At 59.5% G+C, this 17249-nt stretch carries 17 protein-coding genes and 1 pseudogene; 9 read left to right on the top strand and 9 right to left on the bottom strand.

The features are described 5' to 3' along the window. Positions 1-130: 130 nt before the first annotated feature. Genes ACW9IR_RS18385 through ACW9IR_RS18405 form a run of 5 tightly spaced genes read right to left on the bottom strand, consistent with a single transcriptional unit; the run spans position 131 to position 3899 of the window. Entirely contained in the window at positions 131-1120 is a 990-nt protein-coding gene (locus tag ACW9IR_RS18385; RefSeq protein ID WP_457464545.1) for a FecR family protein, read from the bottom strand. Then, positions 1117-1683, bottom strand: a complete 567-nt coding sequence (locus tag ACW9IR_RS18390) for an RNA polymerase sigma factor (RefSeq protein WP_110719067.1) — start codon at positions 1681-1683, stop codon at positions 1117-1119. The genes ACW9IR_RS18385 and ACW9IR_RS18390 overlap by 4 nt, the downstream gene beginning before the upstream one ends. Before the next feature lies 1 nt (position 1684). Next, positions 1685-2011 (bottom strand): DUF3325 domain-containing protein, encoded by a 327-nt coding sequence (locus tag ACW9IR_RS18395; RefSeq protein ID WP_095119412.1) that lies wholly within the window; start codon positions 2009-2011, stop codon positions 1685-1687. After that, positions 2011-3597 carry a PepSY-associated TM helix domain-containing protein gene (locus ACW9IR_RS18400; RefSeq protein WP_457464547.1) on the bottom strand — a complete coding sequence of 529 codons (1587 nt, stop codon included), beginning with the start codon at positions 3595-3597 and terminating at the stop codon, positions 2011-2013. The genes ACW9IR_RS18395 and ACW9IR_RS18400 overlap by 1 nt, the downstream gene beginning before the upstream one ends. Then, positions 3594-3899, bottom strand: coding sequence for a DUF3649 domain-containing protein (locus ACW9IR_RS18405; protein WP_016986986.1), 306 nt, complete (start codon positions 3897-3899; stop codon positions 3594-3596). The genes ACW9IR_RS18400 and ACW9IR_RS18405 overlap by 4 nt, the downstream gene beginning before the upstream one ends. Positions 3900-4089: 190 nt before the next feature. Between ACW9IR_RS18405 and ACW9IR_RS18410 the strand changes: the two genes are divergently transcribed. From ACW9IR_RS18410 to ACW9IR_RS18425, 4 genes are all read left to right on the top strand, one after another. After that, on the top strand, positions 4090-4578 hold the full coding sequence (locus ACW9IR_RS18410; RefSeq protein WP_102900646.1) for a sigma-70 family RNA polymerase sigma factor: 489 nt from the start codon (positions 4090-4092) through the stop codon (positions 4576-4578). Next, positions 4575-5507: a FecR domain-containing protein gene (locus tag ACW9IR_RS18415; RefSeq protein WP_457464550.1), complete on the top strand. Its 933-nt coding sequence runs from the start codon at positions 4575-4577 to the stop codon at positions 5505-5507. The genes ACW9IR_RS18410 and ACW9IR_RS18415 overlap by 4 nt, the downstream gene beginning before the upstream one ends. Positions 5508-5597: 90 nt before the next feature. After that, the gene (gene fecA, locus ACW9IR_RS18420) at positions 5598-7931 is read left to right on the top strand and encodes a TonB-dependent Fe(3+) dicitrate receptor FecA (protein ID WP_457464551.1); all 2334 of its coding nucleotides are present in this window, start codon (positions 5598-5600) and stop codon (positions 7929-7931) included. A gap of 309 nt (positions 7932-8240) precedes the next feature. Continuing rightward, entirely contained in the window at positions 8241-8609 is a 369-nt protein-coding gene (locus ACW9IR_RS18425) for an endonuclease domain-containing protein (RefSeq protein ID WP_150730101.1), read from the top strand. A gap of 261 nt (positions 8610-8870) precedes the next feature. Here ACW9IR_RS18425 and ACW9IR_RS18430 read toward each other — a convergent pair whose 3' ends face one another. Then, positions 8871-9275: an HPF/RaiA family ribosome-associated protein gene (locus ACW9IR_RS18430; RefSeq protein WP_016986992.1), complete on the bottom strand. Its 405-nt coding sequence runs from the start codon at positions 9273-9275 to the stop codon at positions 8871-8873. Positions 9276-9475: 200 nt separating this feature from the next. After that, entirely contained in the window at positions 9476-10423 is a 948-nt protein-coding gene (locus ACW9IR_RS18435) for a LysR substrate-binding domain-containing protein (protein WP_095119418.1), read from the bottom strand. Between the two features lie 135 nt (positions 10424-10558). On the opposite strand from ACW9IR_RS18435, the gene ACW9IR_RS18440 reads away from it, so the two are divergent. The 3 genes from ACW9IR_RS18440 to ACW9IR_RS18450 all read left to right on the top strand — a co-directional run bounded on the left by ACW9IR_RS18440 (position 10559) and on the right by ACW9IR_RS18450 (position 13937). Next, positions 10559-11935: an L-serine ammonia-lyase gene (locus tag ACW9IR_RS18440; RefSeq protein WP_457464554.1), complete on the top strand. Its 1377-nt coding sequence runs from the start codon at positions 10559-10561 to the stop codon at positions 11933-11935. A gap of 86 nt (positions 11936-12021) precedes the next feature. Then, on the top strand, positions 12022-13323 hold the full coding sequence (locus ACW9IR_RS18445; RefSeq protein WP_457464556.1) for an HAAAP family serine/threonine permease: 1302 nt from the start codon (positions 12022-12024) through the stop codon (positions 13321-13323). A 296-nt stretch (positions 13324-13619) separates the two neighbouring features. Continuing rightward, positions 13620-13937, top strand: coding sequence for a DUF3509 domain-containing protein (locus ACW9IR_RS18450; protein WP_095119421.1), 318 nt, complete (start codon positions 13620-13622; stop codon positions 13935-13937). On the opposite strand, the gene ACW9IR_RS18455 is transcribed toward ACW9IR_RS18450, so the two are convergent. Beyond that, on the bottom strand, positions 13934-14434 hold the full coding sequence (locus ACW9IR_RS18455; protein WP_053117232.1) for a phosphate-starvation-inducible protein PsiE: 501 nt from the start codon (positions 14432-14434) through the stop codon (positions 13934-13936). The two genes, ACW9IR_RS18450 and ACW9IR_RS18455, sit on opposite strands and share 4 nt — an antisense overlap. Before the next feature lie 327 nt (positions 14435-14761). Here ACW9IR_RS18455 and ACW9IR_RS18460 point away from each other — a divergent pair. Further along, positions 14762-15016: pseudogene (locus ACW9IR_RS18460) on the top strand (YebG family protein); the annotation flags it as partial. A gap of 145 nt (positions 15017-15161) precedes the next feature. Here ACW9IR_RS18460 and ACW9IR_RS18465 read toward each other — a convergent pair. After that, a complete protein-coding gene (locus ACW9IR_RS18465) occupies positions 15162-16181 on the bottom strand; it encodes a Leu/Phe/Val dehydrogenase (protein ID WP_102900652.1) in 1020 nt (339 codons plus the stop codon). A gap of 185 nt (positions 16182-16366) precedes the next feature. Here ACW9IR_RS18465 and ACW9IR_RS18470 point away from each other — a divergent pair, with 185 nt between their 5' ends. After that, positions 16367-17170 carry a SirB1 family protein gene (locus tag ACW9IR_RS18470; protein ID WP_095119424.1) on the top strand — a complete coding sequence of 268 codons (804 nt, stop codon included), beginning with the start codon at positions 16367-16369 and terminating at the stop codon, positions 17168-17170. The last annotated feature ends 79 nt before the right edge of the window (positions 17171-17249 follow it).

Below are 17249 nucleotides of genomic sequence, written 5' to 3' on the forward strand. Positions count from 1 at the left end.
ATCCGAAAATATTTTTGCAGACGTGTTGTCGGGTCTGATGCCTTCGCGAGCAAGCTCGCTCCCACAGGGGGTTTGTGTCGATCACAGATCCAATGTGGGAGCGAGCTTGCTCGCGAAGAGGCCATCAGCCCTAACGCAAAATAATCAGATGCCCCAACACCTGATGCTGCTCAAATCCCATCACCCCTTGCAGGGAACTGAGCACCGCCTGCGGATCCTTGCTCGGAAAACTGCCACTGACCTTGCGCGCCGCCAGCTCATCGTTGAGCAACACAATCCGCCCCGGGTAATAACGCCGCAGATCCTCCACCACATCGCCCAGCGTCGACTTGTAGTAAGTCAGCCAGCCCTGACGCCACGCCAATTGCCCTTCGCTGTCAACGGCATGCAGTTTCTCCGCCGCACCGTCACCGTAAGCAACCTGCTGGCCGGCGGTGAGAATCTTTTGTTCACCACCACGATCCGCCGTCACCCCGACGCGCCCGGACAACACCGTGACCTGGGCGCCATGCGGTTGCAGTCGCACTTCGAACTGTGTGCCAAGCACCCGCGCTTCGCCCTTCTCCGCCACGACCACAAACGGATCCCCCGTATGTGTGACGCTGAAAAAACCGGCCCCCCGGCGCAATTGCACATGCCGCTCGCCATGGCTGAAATCCACGGCAATCGCACTGTCGCCATCCAGCGTCACTTGCGATTGATCGGCGAGTATCACCGTGCGGATTTCGCCGGGCGCCGAAACATAATCCGCGCCCAGATCATCGATCCAGCGCTGCGGCTGCCACCCGCTGCCGAGGCTGACCATCAGCAGCAGACACGCCGCCATCGCCAGCGCGCCCGACCAACGCAAAAGCTGCGGACGGCGCGGGCGATCCATCGCATCGAGAAAGCCCTGCAACGCCAAAGCCTCTTCATCGGCCAGCGTGCGCGCCGGGCTTTCGCTCAATTCCCAGACCACTTGCGCCTGCGCATACGCTTCGGCATGCGCCGGATCAGCGCGTAGCCATTGGCTGAAGGTCAATTGATCGCCGGCGCTCGGCCGATCGTGCAGCAAGCTCAGCCAGGCAAACGCGGCCTGCTCTTGCGCGAGCGTCGGAACAATGGAGTCGGATGGCTTCACGGTGCTTTCCCTGGCAGGCGTGGCGCGGGTTCGCGCAGGCTGGCCTTGCAGGCCTCGAGGGCGCGCATCATATGTTTTTCCACGGCACTTTGGGACAGGCCCATGGCTTTGGCGATTTCCGCGTACTTGCGGCCGTGGATGCGATTGAGCAAAAAGATCTGCCGGGTACGCTCGGGCAACGCACGCAACGCTGCTTCGACATGCTTCAGATCATTGCCCGCTTCCAGCGCCGCTTGCGGTTCGCTGCCATGGCTGTCCGGCGCGTCCGGTTGCCAACCCTCGTTGACGCGCGTGCGCGTGCCTTCGCTGCGCAGATGGTCGATGGCGATGTTGCCGGCGCAGCGCAGAAGATAGGTGCTGAGCTCTTCGACCTGCACCAGCGGCCGCCGCCAGAAACGCAAAAACAGGTCCTGAACCAGATCCGCCGCCGTCGCCCGGCAACCGACGCGCCGGCTCACCAGCGCTTCCATTTGCGAACGCTGAGACAGAAAAACCTGGAGAAAATGCGCTCGCGCCCCGCGCGGCTCGTCGTCGCGGGATTCCGGCGGCAGACCGATCAGCACGTCAGCACTGCGCCCATGCGGCAACCGGGCTGGCCAGCAGACTGACACCAGCCAGTGCCAATGCGAAACGCGGGCGATACGGCAGCAGCAATACCAACGCCAGGGCGCTGAGCATCAGTACGGCGAACCAGTCGACCAGACCGAAGCTCCAGCCATTGGCAGAAACGGCGGCCCACAGCGACAAGCCCAACAAAAACCACCCGGCCAGTTTCAGGCCCTGACGGCGACGCGTGGAAGGCTTGCGGCTGAGCAATTCATCGTGGTGCCGAGGCATCGACAGGCACAACGCGGTGAATCCGGCGTATGTGAGCAACAGTGCCAGCAGCATCAGTTAGCCCCTTGCTCAAGAGTGATCGGCCAAGGCGTTTCGCGACGTGGCTTTTTAACGCTGACGGTGCTGCCGGCGCGCTGCATTTTCCATGCGGCCCACGCCAGAAACAGACCTGTGGCGAGGCAGGTCAGATCAAAACCGGCCAACGCCCAATCGCCCTGCATCAAAGCCACGCCGAGGTTCCAAGGAGTGGTCAGCGCATTGATCAGCGGCACTGCAACAAACAGCGCAGCACCGAAAACAAGCTGTTCAACCCAGGCTTTGCGCCCCGGTCGCAACATCGCGTGCAGCACGCTCAAGCCCCAGGCCGTGAAGAACGCGTTCACTTCCCAATCTGCACGCTCGGCAAGGCTCACCGGCAACAGACGATTGGCCAGGAAGAACACCGCCACCGCAGACACCAGCCCGGCCATGCTGGCGATGTTCAGTACTTCCACCAGCCGCAGGTCGAACGGCATCACGCCGCTCTTGGCATGTTTGAGTTGACGCTTGCCGAGCCAGATCACCAGCCCGGTGCCGATCATCGCCGTACCCGCCAGCCCGCAGATGAAGTACAGCCAGCGCAACACCGACCCGGCAAAGTGGCCCATGTGCAAACCATAGAACGCGCCCCCCACCGCCATCGCCAGCGGTTGCTCCGGTGTGCTGCCGAGCATCTGCCCGGTCACCCCGTTGAACGTCACGGCGCGGCCGAAATCATGCACCACGCGATCCCCCGCACGGGACAGCACCACCGTCGCATTGGCATCCCCCGGATTGCTCACCGACAGACGCGCCGTATGGCCGCCCGACCATTGCTCGCTGGCCTTGCTCAACAGCGGCGCTATGGCCGCCAACGGTGCCGCTACATCGGCGCGTTCCGGGGTTTTCGAGGCGGGGAAAACTTCGTCATAGAACGTGCGCACGTCACTGCCATACGACGCGACGATGCTCGCCGGCATGACCATCGACATGAAAATCACCAGGCTGCTGTAAGTGATCATCAAGTGAAACGGCAACACCAATACGCCGACCGCGTTATGCCCGTCGAGCCAGGAGCGCTGACCCTTGCGCGGGCGGAAGGTGAAGAAGTCCTTGAAGATTTTCTTGTGGGTGATGATCCCGGTGATCAGCGCGACAAACATCACCATCGCGGCGATGGTCGACAGCCAACGGCCCCACGGATAAGGCATTTGCAACTGGAAGTGGAAACGGTAAAAGAACTCGCCGCCCATGCTGTCGCGGCCCTGCACTTCGGCGCCGGTTTGCGCATCCAGAGTTTTTGCTTCGAAACGTCCGCGCTCACCCGGTTTTGCCGGTGCTTGCTGCCAACGGACGGTCAGGCCGGGATCACGGGCATCGGGCAAATCAATCAGCCAGCGTGACGCGCCCGCAGCGTGTTGCTGCAAATAGTTCTGGGCCAGCGTCAGGCTCGTCTCGGCACTCACCGAACGCGCGGGGATTTCCGGCTGCATCCAGTGGCTGATCTCATCCTTGAAATAGGCCAGCGTCCCGGTCAGAAAAATCGCGAACAGCAACCAGCCGAACAGCAGTCCGGCCCAGGTGTGCAGCCAGGCCATCGCCTGACGAAAGCCCTCTTTCATGCCAAGCCCAATCCGCGTGCTGCGCCGGAGATGGTTGCCAGAATCACGCTCGGCACCAGCAAACCGACCCAGGCTGACCACGCCGTACGGCAGGCAAAGCACCAGAGCACCGCCACCAGATACACCAGAAAGGAAATGGTCATGCCGGTCACCACCGCTTCGGCGCGACTCAACGGCAGCCACAGCGTCAGGGTGACACTGGCCAGCGCCGCAACGAGATAGCCGCCAAACACCGCCGCCAACACCCGTGAGGTGACGGCCAGACGATAGGACATGGGAAGTGTGGCGAGTTTGCCTTTCATGTTTCGACCCTGAAACGAAAAACGTCCGGCCGATCAGCCGAACCTACAGGCGAGCAATATTAATGATAAATATTCTCATACGCAAAAGCATCTGATTGCCGGTTAAGCGTTTCGCCCCTTACAATGCGAACAGTTCTTGTTCTCTAACGCATACTCTCTACCGCGCCATCAAGCGCCCGGAGTAATACCGTTGTCGTCCGCCCATCCCGTCGAATCGCTCTATCAGGCTCATCACAGTTGGCTGACTGGCTGGCTGCGGCGCAAACTCGGCTGCCCGGACAGCGCGGCGGATCTGGCCCAGGACACGTTTATCAAGGTGCTGACCGCCCGCGAACCGCCGGTGATCATCGAGCCGCGCGCCTTTCTGACGACGTTGGCCAAGCGCGTCCTGTTCAATCATTACCGCCGTCAGGATGTTGAACGCGCTTACCTCGACACCTTGGCGCAGATGCCGGACATGGTCGCGCCGTCGGAAGAAGACAAGGCGATCATTCTGCAAACCCTGATGGAGCTGGATCAGTTGCTCGACGGTTTGCCGCGTCAGGTCAAACGCGCCTTTTTGCTGGCGCAGGTCGATGGTCTGACGTATCCACAGATCGCCGCTGAACTCGACATCTCTGTGGCCACGGTCAAACGTCATTTGAACAAAGCGGCGATGCGCTGCTACTTCGCCCTATGAACCGCGCGCCGGATTTCTCCTCTCAGGTTGCCGAGCAGGCGGTGCACTGGCTGATAGAAATGCAGCAAGGCGCACTGTCGCCACGCCAGCAATTGGCAATGCAACAGTGGCTGGATGCGCACAGCGAGCATCGTCGGGCGTGGGAGCATATTCAGCGAGTCAACCAGAGGTTGCGCGGCGTGTCTTCGCCGCTGGCACACGCGGCGTTGAACGGGCCGAAGTCCGGCAGCCGTCGTCAGGCAATGAAACTGCTGCTGATTCTTGGCGCGGGCACGGCGGTCACTTGGGGCATGCGCGAGCACAATCCTGTGCCGTCGCTGCTCGCCGATTACCGCAGCCCGCTGGGGCAGCGACGCAAAATTTCCCTGGGTGGCGGTGATAAGTTGCAACTCAATACCGCCAGTGCCGTGGACGTCGACGGTGCGCAGCGATTGATCCGCTTGCTCGAAGGCGAAATTCTCCTGACGGCCGCGCAATCCTTCGAAGTACGCACAGCTCAGGGCCTTCTGAAAACTCAGGGCGCACGCCTCAATGTGCGCCAGTTTGTCGATCGCACGCAGATCGCGTTGTTCGAAGGTCGCGTCGAACTGAGCAGCAATGGACGTGCGCCGATGCTGCTGCCGGTCGCGCGTCAGTTGAGTTTTACCTCGACGTCCGTCAGCTCAGCCACACCGCTGGACGCCAACAGCGGCGCCTGGGCCGACGGCATGCTGGTGGCCGCGCACATGCGTTTGGGCGACTTCCTCGATGAACTCGGCCGCTATCGTCGCGGCCAACTCAATTGCGCCAAGAACGTCGCCGACCTGTTGATCTCCGGGACGTATCCACTGGACGACAGCGAGCGGATTCTCGATCTGCTGGAAATCAGTTTGCCGGTGAAGGTGAAGCGCTTTACCCGTTACTGGGTGAGCGTCGAAGCGCGGGTTTAAAAAACATCAAAAATAAATGAGCCGTTTTTCAGATCTGGCGTGACAGAGAAGGAAAGCCCCCTTGATTCAACCTTCTCAGGATCAACCACCATGCACCCAACCCGCCTCACGCCACTGGCCCGCAGCCTGCGCAATCTTGTCCTCGGCGCCAGCCTGAGTTTCAGTGCCCTGCCCGCCGCGCTGGCCGCTGATGCCAAGGCTTATCACATCGCGCCGTCGTCACTGGAAAACGCCCTCAACCAGTTTGGTCGTGAAGCGGGCGTGCTGATTTCGTTTGGTTCGCAAGTCACCAGCGGTGTGCAAAGCCGTGGCCTGGAAGGCAGTTACACACCTGAGCAGGGTTTGAATGCATTGCTCGAAGGCACCGGCCTGCAAGCGCGCGCCGAGGGCAACAATGCGTTCAGCCTGCAACCAGTGGCAGACGCTGCGCTGGAGCTGGACACGTCGAAAGTCGTCGGCGACTGGCTCGGCGATGCTGCGCAAATCAACGTCTTCGAACATCCCGGTGCCCGTGATGTGATCCGTCGCGAAGAGTTCGAACGTCAGGGCGCAACGCAGGCCCGTGATGTGCTCAACCGTATCCCCGGCGTCAACGCCCCGGAAAACAACGGCACTGGCAGCCATGACATGGCGCTGAACTTCGGCATTCGTGGGTTGAATCCGCGCCTGGCCGCGCGCTCGACGGTGTTGATGGACGGCATCCCGGTGCCATTCGCACCTTACGGTCAACCACAGTTGTCGTTCGCGCCGATCAGCATGGGCAACATGGATGCCGTGGACGTGGTGCGTGGCGGTGGCGCAGTGCGGTATGGCCCGCAGAACGTCGGCGGCGTGGTCAACTTCGTGACCCGGGCGATTCCTGACGAGCCAACGGTCAAGGGTGGCTTCCAGACGGAAACCAGCCCTTCTTCGAGTCACGATGGCTTCAAGACCAGCGCCAACCTGCTGGCCGGCGGCACCAACGCCAATGGTCTCGGTGGCGCGCTGCTCTACTCCGGCACCCGTGGCGGTGACTGGCGCGAACACAGCGACACCGAAATCGACGACTTGATCCTCAAGGGCAAATACCAGCTCGACGAAGCCAACAGCTTCAACGCCATGGCCCAGTATTACGAAGGCAAGGCCGACATGCCCGGCGGTTTGAACGTCGCCGATTACGACGCCGATCCGTACCAGTCGACACGACCGAAAGACCAGTTCTGGGGTCGTCGCACGATGTTCAATTTCGGCTATCGCTATCAGGAAGATCGCCGCGAATTCACCGCCAACACCTTCTTCACCAAGACCCTGCGCAGCGGGTATCTCGATCAAGGCACATTCCTCTCGCTGTCGCCGCGCGAGTACTGGGTGCGCGGTCTGGAAACCCGTTTCGCCCAAGGCTTCGACCTCGGCCCGACCAGCCATGAAGTCGGCGTCGGCTATCGCTACATCAACGAGGCTGGCCACGAACTGCGCTATCGCACGCCGATCGCCAGCAACGAATACCCGACCACCAACAGTCGCAATGACCGCGACACCCGTGGCGGCACCGAAGCCAATGCGTTCTTCATTGACGACCGCATCGACATCGGCAAATGGACAATCACCCCGGGCGTGCGCTACGAGATGATCGAATCGCAGCAGACCAACAACCTGACCAACGTCAAATACAAGGGCGACTACAACACCGCGCTGCCAGCGTTGAACGTGCTGTATCACCTGACCGACAGCTGGAACCTGTACGCCAACACCGAAGGCTCGTTCGGCAGCGTGCAATACAGCCAGATGCCCAACCGCGTAACCAGCGGCGAAGTGAAACCGGAAAAGGCGCGCACCTGGGAACTCGGCACGCGCTATGACAATGGCGCGTTGCGGGCCGAGATCGGCGCGTTCCTGATCAACTTCGACAACCAGTACGAAAGCAACCAGACCAACGATTCGGTGATCGCCCGTGGCGAAACTCGCCATCAAGGTATCGAGACCAGCGTCAATTACGCGCTGGATGACTTGAGCCCTGCGCTCGCCGGTTTCGATGTCTACGCCAGCTACGCTTATGTTGACGCGACTATCCGCGAAGACGGGCCGAACAAGGGCAATCGCGTGCCGTTCTCGTCGAAACACAAAGGCACGATTGGCGTGGGTTACACCGAAGGCCCTTGGAAGTTGAATCTGGATAGCAGCTTCCAGAGCGATCAGTTCGCCGACAACGCCAACACCTCGAAAGAAAGTGCCGATGGCAGCACCGGCAAGATCCCGGGGTACATGCTGTTCAGCAGCCGCGCCGGGTATGACTTCGGGCCGCAGTTGGCGGATTTGAATGTGGCGGTAGGCGTGAAGAACATCTTCAACACGCAGTACTTCACGCGTTCGTTTGATGACAACAACAAGGGTAAGTATGTGGGTGAGCCGCGGACAGTTTATGTGCAGACTTCTGTGGCGTTCTGAGGGTTGAAAAGCCCCTCACCCTAACCCTCTCCCAGAGGGAGAGGGGACTGACCGGGGGATGCTTGCGAGGTACGCCGACCTGATTCTGCTTTGCCGAATCCATAATCGACTCGACCTGAAACCACTTTGCCGAATCTATAACCGACTCGACCTGAAACCGCTTTACCGAATCCATAATCGACTCGGTTTTCCAGGTCGATGTACCCCGCAATACGACTCGGTCGGCCCCCTCTCCCTCCGGGAGAGGGCTGGGGTGAGGGGAATGGGCTAGAGTGAAATATCAAACCAACTTCACAAGGATCGTGAAGCATGCAAACCCGCCCCACCCTCGCCCAGTTCGCCCGCCAGTTACGCGTCAACCAAACCGATTGCGAACAGCTGCTGTGGCAAAAACTCCGCTCCCGCCAAATCGCCAATCTGAAATTTCGTCGGCAGTTTCCCTGTCCGCCTTACGTGCTGGATTTTTACTGTGCGGAGCTGAAATTGGCGATTGAGCTGGACGGTGGGCAGCATTTTGAAACAGCGGGATTGATTCATGACCAGCGCCGGACACGCTATCTGAACCAAAAGGGCATTGAAGTCGTGCGTTTCAGTAATCTTGAGGTAGCTCAGCAGATGGATGACGTACTGGAGCAGATCATAAGAATTGCGGCGAATCGAAAAATGCCCTCACCCTAACCCTCTCCCAGAGGGAGAGGGGACTGACCGTGGGACGCTTGCGAGATACGCCGACCTGATTCTGCTTAATCGAATCCATAATCGACTCGGTCTTCCAGGTCGATGTACCCCGCGATACCCCTCGGTCGGCCCCCTCTCCCGGAGGGAGAGGGCTGGGGTGAGGGGCCACGATTTTGTGCCCTGCGCAAAAACCGCCACAAACAAAAAACGGGCCTGCTTCCGCAGGCCCGTTCTCATTGGGTGGCTTATAAAGTCAGCGCATCAACTGTTGATCGCTGCCTGTTCGTTCTCAAGGAATTCTTCCTCCAGCAGTGCGTCATTCGCCTTGCTAAATGGCACCACAGCGGCACGTGGCTTACCTCGCAGTTTGCCGAAAAGGTGCTCCAGAGCATGCTCGAGTTTTTCGGCTGCACCGTCGATCGCCTGTTCCAGCGAATCGGCCTTGTGGGTCACGGAAATCGGTTGATGGCCTTTTGGCCGCGCTTCCAGTTGGCAGCGCAAGTCATGGGGACCTGGTTTGTCACCGTTCTCGTCGGCCAGATGGACTTCGACGCGGGTCAGGTCTTCTTCATAACGTTCGAGCGTGCTCTCAATGGTTGTACGTACCCACTCCTCCAGTCGTTGACTACTTTGAATATGGTTATCGCTGTTGACTTGGATTTGCATAGTTCATCCCTTATTTCAGCTAGCTCGCGAGGGGCCTTGAATTGAATTTCCTGACCCCTTGGTTACAACAATCGGCCCGACCGGCGAACATTTCAACCCCTGAAAAAAGATAAATTTTCATTCGCAAAAAAAGCCGGACAACTGAGCAAAGCACTGGTAAGGTCGGGAGTTGGGTCGCCTCGCGACCCAGCAACTTTTGTTCACAATTGCCCGTCATTCAACGGGTGCAAGCTGCGAAAAATCCCCGCTTCCTCCACCAGCCAGTCATGCACCGCACGCACGCCCGGATGGCTCAATGCCCCCGGCGCATACAGCAGCACGTAGCGTTTGTGATTGGGTACCGCCAGACCAAACGGCACAATCAACGTCCCCCGCTCCAGCTCATCGTTGAGCAACGTACGACGGGCAATCGCCACGCCCATGCCGGCAATCGCCGCTTCGATGGTCAGGTGATTACGATTGAAGGTATGCCCACGCCGTACGTCGGCGCCTTCAAAACCGATCGCGTTTAAATAGAACTCCCACTCCGCGTATTCATAACTGCCACGCCAGGCGGTGATGTCGTGCAATAACGGAAAATGCACCAGATCCGCCGGCCCATGCAGCGGCGGTCGCCCGCGTAGCAAGCTAGGTGCGCACACCGGGAAAATCTGCTCATCGAGCAAGGCTGTGGATAACAGGCCCGGGTAACTGCCGTCGTTCAAGTCGATCGCCAGATCAAAGTCACCCTCGTGCAACGGCACGCTACTGTCCTCGGCGACCAGGCGAAGCTGAATGTCCGGATAGCGCTGTTGCAGCCGCGGCAAGCGCGGCGTCAGCCACTTGCTGAGAAACGAAGGAATCGAGCGCACACGCAAAATCCCGCTGATCATTCCGGCATCCAGTCGACGCAATTCGGCATCGATGCTGCCGTAGGCCTCGTTGACGGTGATCGCCAACCGCTGCCCTTCTGCGCTCAACTCAACGCCCCGTGCGCGCCGGTGAAACAGGCGAAAACCCAGGCGCTCTTCCAACTGACGAATCTGCTGACTGACCGCCCCCGGGGTGATGTGCAGTTCTTCGGCACAACGGGTGAACGACAGGTGCCGCGCGGCACAGGAAAACACCTGCAGCCAGACGTAGGTCTGGGCATGCAATTGACGACTCATCGTTTAGTCCTGCTAAAGGCTTACTTAGGAAGTTTCGTTAGTCACGTCGGACCGAGGTAGGCAGTATCGCCGACATTGCGCTTGTCCTACAAAAAATGGCAGCGATTCGTACTCCATTGCTTGTAAGGGTTTAGCATGGCTATCAGTGTTTTCGATCTATTCAAAGTCGGTATCGGCCCGTCCAGCTCCCACACCGTCGGTCCGATGCGCGCGGCGGCGACCTTCGCTCAGGCGCTGATTGATCAGTGTTTGCTGAACGACATACGCCGTGTGGAAATCCGTTTATACGGCTCGCTGTCAGCCACCGGCGTCGGTCATGCCACCGACCGTGCCACGGTCATGGGCCTGATGGGCGAATGGCCGGACAGCATCGATCCGGCGACCATCGATCCACGTATCCAGCAACTGCGTGAGACAGGCCAACTGTCCCTCGCCGGTCAGAGAGAAATTGCCTTCGACTGGCAGCGTGATCTCCTGCTGCTGGACGAGAGCCTGCCCTACCACCCCAACGCCATGTCGCTGACAGCCTTTGGCGAAACTGCCGAGTTGTTCGAGCAGACGTACTACTCGGTTGGCGGCGGTTTCATCATCGAAGCAGCGGAAGCCGAGTCCGGTGTGGCGCCGGCCGGTGACGTGGTGTTGCCGTACGATTTCTCCAGCGCCGCCGAACTGTTGTCACTGTGCAAACAGCACAACCTGCGCGTCTCCGAACTGATGATGGCCAACGAGCGCGCCTGGCGTAGCGACGTGGAAATCCGCCAAGGTCTGCTGCACATCTGGTCGGTGATGCGTGAATGTGTGGAGCAGGGCCTGCGCCACGAAGGCATCCTGCCCGGAGGCCTGAATGTGCCGCGCCGCGCGGCGAAATTGCATCGCAGCCTGTTGGAAATCGGCAAGCCCAACGTGATCAGTTCAACGCTGTCGGCAATGGAATGGGTCAACCTGTTCGCCCTCGCCGTCAACGAAGAAAACGCCGCTGGCGGGCGCATGGTCACCGCGCCGACCAACGGTGCAGCCGGGATCATCCCGGCGGTTCTGCACTACTACATGAAATTCAATCCCGACGCGTCTGACGATGACGTGGTCGCTTTCTTTCTCGGTGCGGCCGCCGTCGGCATTCTGTGTAAGAAAAATGCCTCGATCTCCGGCGCCGAAGTCGGCTGCCAGGGTGAAGTCGGTTCGGCCTGCGCAATGGCGGCTGCCGGCCTGGCCGACGTGCTCGGCGCCACCCCGGAGCAATTGGAAAACGCCGCGGAAATCGGCCTGGAACATAACCTTGGCCTGACCTGCGACCCGGTCGGCGGTCTGGTGCAAGTGCCGTGCATCGAGCGCAACGCCATCGCCGCCGTGAAAGCGATCAACGCCACACAAATGGCCCTGCGCGGCGACGGCAACCATTTCATTTCCCTCGACCGGGTGATCCGCACCATGCGCGATACCGGCGCCGACATGCATGACAAATACAAAGAGACTTCACGGGGCGGCCTGGCTGTGAACTGGGTGGAATGCTGACGCGCATTCCCTGACCGCCCCGGCAGACCGCACAGAGCGGTCTGCCAACCGTGAGCCCGAGCAAAAATAATAACGAGGCGATACCGATGACCGATGTACGTACACCTGCTGCCGAAAATCCCGCTGTAGACCGCACACGCAATGCAGAAACAGCCCACAAGGGCTGGAACAAATTCGACACCACCTGGATGCTTGGACTGTACGGCACCGCCATCGGCGCCGGGACATTGTTCCTGCCAATCAACGCCGGTGTCGGTGGTTTCTGGCCGTTGCTGATTCTCGCCGTACTGGCCTTCCCGATGACGTTTTTTGCCCACCGTGGCCTGACCCGCTTCGTGTTGTCCGGACGCTCCGGGGACATCACCGAAGTGGTCGAAGAACACTTTGGTATCGGCGCCGGCAAGCTGATCACACTGCTGTATTTCTTTGCGATCTTCCCGATCCTGCTGGTGTACAGCGTGGCGCTGACCAACACCTTGAGCAGCTTTCTCGAACACCAATTGCACATCGCCCCGCCGCCTCGGGCGATCCTTTCGCTGGCGCTGATCCTCGGTTTGATGGCGATCGTTCGTTGCGGTCAGAGCGTGATCGTCAAAGCCATGAGCGTGTTGGTGTATCCATTCGTCGCCGCATTGCTGCTGCTCGCGTTCAGCCTGATTCCGAACTGGAACGGCGCTTTTTTCGCCAGTGCTCAAGAAGCCATGCCGATGTCCGTGTTCCTCAAGACATTGTGGCTGGCAATCCCGGTGATGGTGTTCTCGTTCAACCATTCTCCGATCATTTCCGCGTTTGCCGTTGATCAAAAACAGCGCTACGGCGAACAGGCAGAACGCAAGAGCAGCGGCATCCTCGCCATGGCCCACGGCATGATGGTCATCACGGTGATGTTCTTCTGCTTCAGCTGTGTACTGGCGTTGTCGCCGGCGGATCTGGCAGCCGCCAAGGCGCAGAACATTTCGATCCTGTCGTACCTGGCCAACCACTTCCAGACCCCGGTCATCGCTTACGCCGCGCCGCTGATTGCACTGGTGGCGATCACCAAATCCTTCCTCGGCCACTACATCGGCGCTAGCGAAGGCTTTCAAGGCATGATCGTGAAAAGCCTGCGCAGCCGTGGCCGGGTCATGTCAGCGAGCTGGCTGAACCGCGCAACCGCCGTGTTCATGATCCTCAGTTGCTGGGCCGTGGCGACTTTCAACCCGAGTATCCTCGGGATGATCGAGGCTTTCGGTGGGCCAGTGATTGCCTGCCTGCTGTTCTTGATGCCGATGTACGCCATCCGCCGCGTGCCAGCCTTGCGCCAGTATTCGGGCCAGGTGTCCAACGTGTTCGTGGTGTTGATCGGTCTGATTGCACTGTCAGCGATCATCTACTTGGTTCTGCCCTGAAAACGCGCCATTAAAAAAGGCGAGCCGCGTAGCTCGCCTTTTTTATGCCCGTGTTCATTGTTCGACAATTTTCCCGGCACAGCCCTTGCTACGTCCCTACGGGAGCGGCCGCAGGCTGCGATCTTTTGCTCTTGATGACCGAAATCAAAACACTGAAGAGCAAAAGATCGCAGCCTGCAGCAGCTCCTACATGAAGCAACAAATACAGGCCACGGAATGGCCGATGATCCGGTTTGGCGAACCAACCCGATCACGGCCGGTCAACAACTGCACGTTCAATCAGGCGGTGACGCATCATGGACAATCCTTTTCAGATCATTACCGATGCCTTCGCGCCGGACTATCAGATCAACCTGAGCATTCAGGGCCTGGACGGTAGCATCATGCTGACCCTGTCCAATAGCGGCCGGATCGTGGCCAAACGCATGATCAGCGCCGAGCAGCGCAACGACCCCGCGCGCCTCAAGCGCCTGGTGCAAAGCATTCAGTTCGGCATCGCCATCGAACAGGGCCATAGCGCCATGGCGATCCTCGAAGCCATGACCAGCGGCAGCGGGCTGACGCCGCCACCGCCACGCGTCATCGGTCAGCCACGACCGGCAGCCGGGCTTTAAAGCTCACCCTTCTCGACTTCAGGATGTTCGCTGGAACCGGTGCCCAGCGTGCGCTGTGGTTTTTCGATCTTCACCGACGGAAATTGCGACGAAGCGTAACGCACCACCAGAATCGCCAGCGCCAGCAGCAGAATCCCGCCGCACAGGTAAATGATGCCCATGTCCGGCGGGTTGTGGTGCGAGACATTGGAAATCAGCAGACGGGTCAGCGCGGTGATCGCCACATAGATCAGAAAGCGCACCGGCATGTGGTTGGTCTTGAAATAAATCCCGACCATCGCTCCCAGCTCGAGATAGATGAACAGCAACAGAATGTCATCGATCTTGATGTGGCCTTCCTCGAGCATCCCGAGAAACTCCATCACCGCCGCGTATGCCGTCACCGCACCGATGGCAAACAGCGCCAGATAGTGGAAGGTCTCGACAAACAGGTTGCCCAGGGACTCGGCCAGTTGATGCACGTTTTGCCGCAGTTTCTCGGCCCAGTTTATTTTCACGATGATGTTCCTTAGCTCGAATGCGAGCGGATGATGCGTGTTGGACGTGACGGTTTTCTGCACGTAACGGTTTTCATGCAGAAAAGAGGCCACGCCATCATGGCGAGACGCCGCCAAACCCGCGCCGTGGCGTTTGGTCGCACCGCTGTGCTTTTGTGGGAGCGAGCCTGCTCGCGAATGCAGCGACACGGTCTCCCTGACAAACCCGAAATCCGGTCTACATTGAAAAGCCACTACCCATGGCGCAGGGATTCGCTTATCCTTTTCGCTGTATATGGATACAGTAGTCGTCAAGACAACTTAATGTGAAGGCATGTGAGGTGGTGAATGGCCGTCGAAGTGGTATACCGCAGCAGCCGAGATCTGGAGCGCTTGTTCATGGATAAAGCCGAAGCTGACCGTCATGACAAAATGCTCGAACTGGCCGAATATCTGGCCGATGTCCTGCAAAAAGCCGTTCCGTCCCTGACTGAACAGCAAGTGGAAGAAGCCGGGATCTACATGGCGAAGAATCGCGATGTGTTCGCCCGGGCGTTCAAGAGCCAGCCTGATGCATTGTCCGAGCTGCTCAATGCACCGGCAGAACCGGTCGATAATGCCGAAGCTGCAGAACCTGCTGAAACGCCGGTGAAGCCGGTCAAAGCGGCGAAAGCTGCAAAGTAAGCGATGACCGAATTGAATAGGCCCTGAGTCGAATGGCTCAGGGCCTTTTTCATGCCTGTGAAACTCAACGATACAAAACTTTCTCCGCCAACTCATCCGCCACCCGCGCCGGCGAACGTTTTTCCGCCTGCGCATGGCCGAACACCTCGGTCAACCGCGAACTGATCTTCGACAGATGCGCGGTAATCGTCGGCAATTCCTCGCCACGATGTTTCAGAGAGACGTAAATCAGCCCACCTGCGTTGATCACATAATCCGGCGCATACAGAATCCCGCGCCGCTCCAGTTGATCGGCGACATCCAGATGCGTCAGTTGATTGTTCGCCGAACCCGCCACGGCCGAACACCGCAGTTGCGTGACGCTGTGGCTGTTCAGAACTCCGCCCAGACCACACGGTGCAAGAATGTCGCACGGGGTGCTGAGTAACGCGTCGTTGGCGATTGGATGGGCGTTGAGTTGCTCCATCGCCAGTTGCACCTTGCCGTGGTCAATATCGCTGACCAGCAGTTCAGCCCCGGCGGCGTGCAGTTGCTCGGCCAATGCATAACCGACATTGCCCAAGCCCTGAATCGCGATGCGCAAGCCTTCGAGATTATCGCTGCCCAACCGTGCCATGGCCGTCGCGCGAATGCCGGTGAACACGCCCATCGCCGCGTGCGGTGCCGGATCGCCGGCAGACGTGGTGCTGGTGACATGTTGGGTCTGCTGGGCGATGCAATCCATGTCGGCGACCGAGGTGCCGCTGTCGATCGCGGTGATATAGCGACCGTCGAGCTGATCGATGCAGCGGCCAAAGGCTTCGAACAGCGCGCCACGGTTTTCCACGTGCACCGGACGCACGATCACTGCAACACCACCGCCCTGCGGCAGCCCCGCCAACGCGGCCTTGTAACTCATGCCTTGGGCCAGGCGAATGGCGTCCTCGACGGCAGATTCGTCATTGGGATAGGCAAGATAACGACATCCGCCCAAGGCTGGGCCGAGGCGACTGTTATGGATGGCAATGACCGCCTTCAACCCGGTGACCGGGTCAACGCTAAGGTGCAGCGATTCCAGGCGAGTGCTTTGCATGAGCGCAAACATCGTTGGGCTCCCGAATCACTTCTTGTAGAACGCCAGTATAGGCCTGCGCCTGAAAATTGCTGGAGCGCACCGGAATAAGTACCTGCTGGGACAACGGCTTTGCGGCATAACCCCGAACCTGCGCTGCAGGGCACTGGACGAATCTCGCGGACGGGGCTAAAACGAGGCATTCCCCGGAGATTTCAATGAGTCCGCGCCAACGTTTTTTCGAATGCCTGCACCGTTCACCGCCTGCGCTGTTGGAAGCTGCGCTGTGGATGGCGGCTGAACACGAAAAAGACGTGGATCCAGCGGCACTCCTGCAAGACTTCAAGGAGCTGCAACAGCGGGTCAGTTACGGTTTGCCGATGCTGCCGGTGAGCGAGTTGGCACAGCCGCTGTTACGGCGCATGATTGAATTGGGCTTTGCCCAGGACGATTTTCTGCCGCTGCGTCCGCAGGCGGCGTTGTTGCATAAAGTCTTGCAAACCCATCGCGGCCAGCCTTTGGCGCTGGCGTTGATTGCGCTTGAGCTGGCGCGCGGCCTGGAGATTCCGCTGGTAGGCGTCAATTTCCCCGGGCACTTCCTGTTGAAGGTGCCCGGTGCCGATCATCTCCTTGATCCGTGCGGCGGGCGACGCTTGTACCCCAACGATTGTCGTGAGCTGTTGCAGCGCCAATATGGGCCAAACATGAAGCTCAACGCCGAGCACTTGGCTACGGCGACGCCCGTGCAGATGCTGCAGCGGCTGTCACGCAACCTGCGGCAGTTGCACCTGACGCATGATGACTTCATTGCCGCGCTGATCGACGCCGAACGCGTGCTCGAACTGGGCGACGCTGGCGCCGCCGATTATCTGGCCCGGGCCAGTCTGTATCAGCGGCTCGACTGCCCGAATGCCGAGCGCTTCGATCTGGAACACGCCTTGCTGCTCAGCGACGATCCGATCCAGCGACTGCGCCTGACCGAGCGACTCGGCCATCTCCCGCCCAACTCAGTCGTCCATTAAAAGCAAAAGATCGCAGCCTTCGGCAGCTCCTACATTGAATTATGTATTTCCCTGTAGGAGCTGCCGAAGGCTGCGATCT

It is taken from the genome of Pseudomonas sp. SDT291_1_S447 (assembly GCF_054070155.1).

What these genes read in the sequence shown, in the direction of transcription:
- ACW9IR_RS18470 (WP_095119424.1), top strand. Translation starts at nt 16,367, where the DNA reads ATGAGTCCGCGCCAACGTTTTTTCGAATGCCTGCACCGTTCACCGCCT.
- ACW9IR_RS18445 (WP_457464556.1), top strand. Translation starts at nt 12,022, where the DNA reads ATGACCGATGTACGTACACCTGCTGCCGAAAATCCCGCTGTAGACCGC.
- ACW9IR_RS18430 (WP_016986992.1), bottom strand. Translation starts at nt 9,275, where the DNA reads ATGCAAATCCAAGTCAACAGCGATAACCATATTCAAAGTAGTCAACGA.
- fecA (WP_457464551.1), top strand. Translation starts at nt 5,598, where the DNA reads ATGCACCCAACCCGCCTCACGCCACTGGCCCGCAGCCTGCGCAATCTT.
- ACW9IR_RS18405 (WP_016986986.1), bottom strand. Translation starts at nt 3,899, where the DNA reads ATGAAAGGCAAACTCGCCACACTTCCCATGTCCTATCGTCTGGCCGTC.
- ACW9IR_RS18395 (WP_095119412.1), bottom strand. Translation starts at nt 2,011, where the DNA reads ATGCTGCTGGCACTGTTGCTCACATACGCCGGATTCACCGCGTTGTGC.
- ACW9IR_RS18440 (WP_457464554.1), top strand. Translation starts at nt 10,559, where the DNA reads ATGGCTATCAGTGTTTTCGATCTATTCAAAGTCGGTATCGGCCCGTCC.
- ACW9IR_RS18425 (WP_150730101.1), top strand. Translation starts at nt 8,241, where the DNA reads ATGCAAACCCGCCCCACCCTCGCCCAGTTCGCCCGCCAGTTACGCGTC.
- ACW9IR_RS18465 (WP_102900652.1), bottom strand. Translation starts at nt 16,181, where the DNA reads ATGTTTGCGCTCATGCAAAGCACTCGCCTGGAATCGCTGCACCTTAGC.
- ACW9IR_RS18450 (WP_095119421.1), top strand. Translation starts at nt 13,620, where the DNA reads ATGGACAATCCTTTTCAGATCATTACCGATGCCTTCGCGCCGGACTAT.
- ACW9IR_RS18415 (WP_457464550.1), top strand. Translation starts at nt 4,575, where the DNA reads ATGAACCGCGCGCCGGATTTCTCCTCTCAGGTTGCCGAGCAGGCGGTG.
- ACW9IR_RS18400 (WP_457464547.1), bottom strand. Translation starts at nt 3,597, where the DNA reads ATGAAAGAGGGCTTTCGTCAGGCGATGGCCTGGCTGCACACCTGGGCC.
- ACW9IR_RS18435 (WP_095119418.1), bottom strand. Translation starts at nt 10,423, where the DNA reads ATGAGTCGTCAATTGCATGCCCAGACCTACGTCTGGCTGCAGGTGTTT.